This window comes from Halomonas citrativorans (assembly GCF_014898005.1).
Taxonomy (GTDB): domain Bacteria; phylum Pseudomonadota; class Gammaproteobacteria; order Pseudomonadales; family Halomonadaceae; genus Vreelandella; species Vreelandella citrativorans.
Window position 1 is genome coordinate 1 of the sequence record NZ_JABUYX010000053.1, and the last position, 2,593, is coordinate 2,593.

At 57.4% G+C, this 2,593-nt stretch carries 1 protein-coding gene; it reads left to right on the forward strand.

The window, feature by feature from the left end; genetic code table 11:
• Positions 1–2,593, forward strand: a 2,593-nt coding sequence (locus INT20_RS17840; RefSeq protein ID WP_193057444.1) for a non-ribosomal peptide synthetase, incomplete at both ends; no start/stop codon positions are given.

Consider the following 2,593-nt stretch of genomic DNA (forward strand, 5'->3'; position numbering starts at 1 on the left):
TCCTGAGACTGAACTGGCGCCGCTGGAGCTGACGTTTCGCGATTATGTATTGTGGTCGCGACAGCAGGAACAGGGAGATGCCTATGAGTCGGAGCTGGCGTACTGGCGTGAACGTGTGGCGGACCTGGCGGGTCCGCCGGCGTTGCCGGTCAGAAGTGAGCTTGCACTGGAGTTGGGCCATTTTGAGCGTCAGGCGCATCAATTTAATGCGCAGCAGACGCAGCAGTTGCGCGAGCTAGCGCAGTCGCTGGGGATGACGGTCAATGGCTTATTACTAGGCACGTATGCTGAAGTGCTGGGGCGCTGGAGCAGTACGCCACGATTTACTCTGAACATACCACGCTTTAACCGTCCGCAGGTGCATGAGCAGATCAATTCAGTGATGGGCGAGTTTGCGACGTTCTCGTTGCTGAGTGTGGATCGGCAGCAAGGCGCTACGCTGGGTGATCGGCTCAAGCGGATCCAGGAAGATTTGTGGCAGGCGCTTGATCACAGTCGTGTGTCTGGCGTGCGACTCGCTCGTGAACTGTCGCGTGCGCACGGTACGCTCGACGGTGCAACAATGCCCATTGTTTTTACTTCTGCACCGGACAGCTTAGCTGGGGATGCCGAAACTGATATCTGGTTTGGCACACCAGTTTACACCATCACGCAGACGCCACAAGTATGGTTGGACTGTCAGTATTATTTTGTGAGCGATGGTCTGTATGTGAACTGGGATTACGTAGCCTCGCGTTTCCATCCGGGTGTGATAGAGCAGATGTTTACGGCCTGGTGCGTATTGCTGCAAGGTCTGTGTGTACCGCAGCGTTGTGAAGCGTTGCTGCAGTCGCAACAGGCGGTGGATTTGCCTGACGAACAGAAGGCGGTGCGCGCGAAGCTCAATGATCAGAGGCAGGCGTACGACAGCCGGCCGGTGTATCGTCAGTTCGTGGAAAATATGGACAAGCGTGCCGATGATGATCAGCTGGTGGCGGTGTGTGGTAGCGAGCGCCTAACTTATGGGCAACTGCATGCACAGAGCGCACAACTGGGTAGTTATCTGCAGCTATTGAATGATTCGTCATTGAAAAATGACGGGAAAGTGCAGCCGCTAATAGGAGTATTGCTGCCCAAAGGAGTGCAGCAATTGGTGGCAGTATATGGGGTGCTGGCCTCAGGGGCAGCCTACCTACCGCTTGATCTGGCGCAGCCGCAGGCGCGACTGGACTCGATTCTACGTGATGCGGGGGTCAATCAAGTGCTGGTGGATGCACAGACGCAATCGCAGGTCTCGCCAGAGTTCGAGACACTGCGTATTGATGAGTGGCAGGCTGGCTATTGCCACTCTACGGTGCTGGCCGATGAGCAGCTGGCGGGCTGGCAGACGACAGGTCAGGATCTAGTATATGTAATGTACACATCGGGCTCGACGGGTCAGCCAAAGGGGGTGCAGATCGAGCAAGCAGGAGTGCTCAATGCGCTGGATCAGAGTGCGAAGCGCTTTGTATTTTCGTATCCAGTGCGAGCGCTAGGTTTGACGGCATTGCACCATGACATGTCAGTGTATGACGTGTTGGGCGTGCCGCTGTCGGGTGGATTGCTGGTGTTGCCAGAGCAAGCCAAACGCACGGATCCGCAATGCTGGAGTGAGTTGGTGCATGAGTATGCGCTGAACTGCTGGGTGAGTGTGCCGGCGGCGGTAGAGATGTTGCTGTCATGGGGCCAGGTGAGCAATTGGCGGTATGAGAGTCTGCGAACAGTACTGGTAGGTGGAGATTGGGTAGCGGGCCGTTTATATGAGAGGTTGATGTTGGCGGCGCCGCAGGCGCGGTTGTACAGCGTGGGCGGTCCCACGGAGACGACGATGTGGAATATATCGGCGCCGGTCGGTCCGCTGTCAGATGAGTGGCGCAGTGTGCCCTATGGGGTTCCGCTGCCTAATTGCGGTTATCGGATCCTGGATGAGCGGATGCAGGCGTGTCCTGACTGGGTGACGGGAGAAATGTATTGTAGCGGGATCTCGTTAGCACGGGGGTATGTAAACGATGTGGCTCTGACGGCCGAGCGGTTTGTATTTGATGTGCAGACGGGTGAGCGTTTGTATCTGACACAGGACCTAGGGTATTACCATCCGGACGGCCAGATCGAGTTTGTGGGTAGGGCGGACGGTCAGCTCAAGGTGCGGGGTAACCGAATCGAGAGTGGGGAGGTGCAGTCGGTACTGGAGGGTTGGCCGCAGGTACGTCGTGCGCTGGTGTATGTGTATGAGTTAAGGCTGGCGGCGGCGCTGGTGTTGCAGCCAGGAGAGCAGCCGCAGTCGCGCGAGCGTCTGCATGAGCAGGCGGCGGCGCAGTTGCCATCTGCGATGGTACCGGGGGTGTGGTTACAACTGGATCAGTTGCCGCTGACGGGCCATGGCAAGGTGGATATGGAGGAATTGCGAGACCTGACGGCGAAGCAGCTGCGAACTCAGCATCCGCAGTCGCGCGAGCTCAGAGAGGGCGAGCGTGAGCTGGGCCAGTTATGGGAGCAGTTGCTAGGCGTACAGGTGAATAGTGCGCAGGATAACTTCTTCATGCTAGGAGGGGACTCATTGCTGGCGGTCAGATTG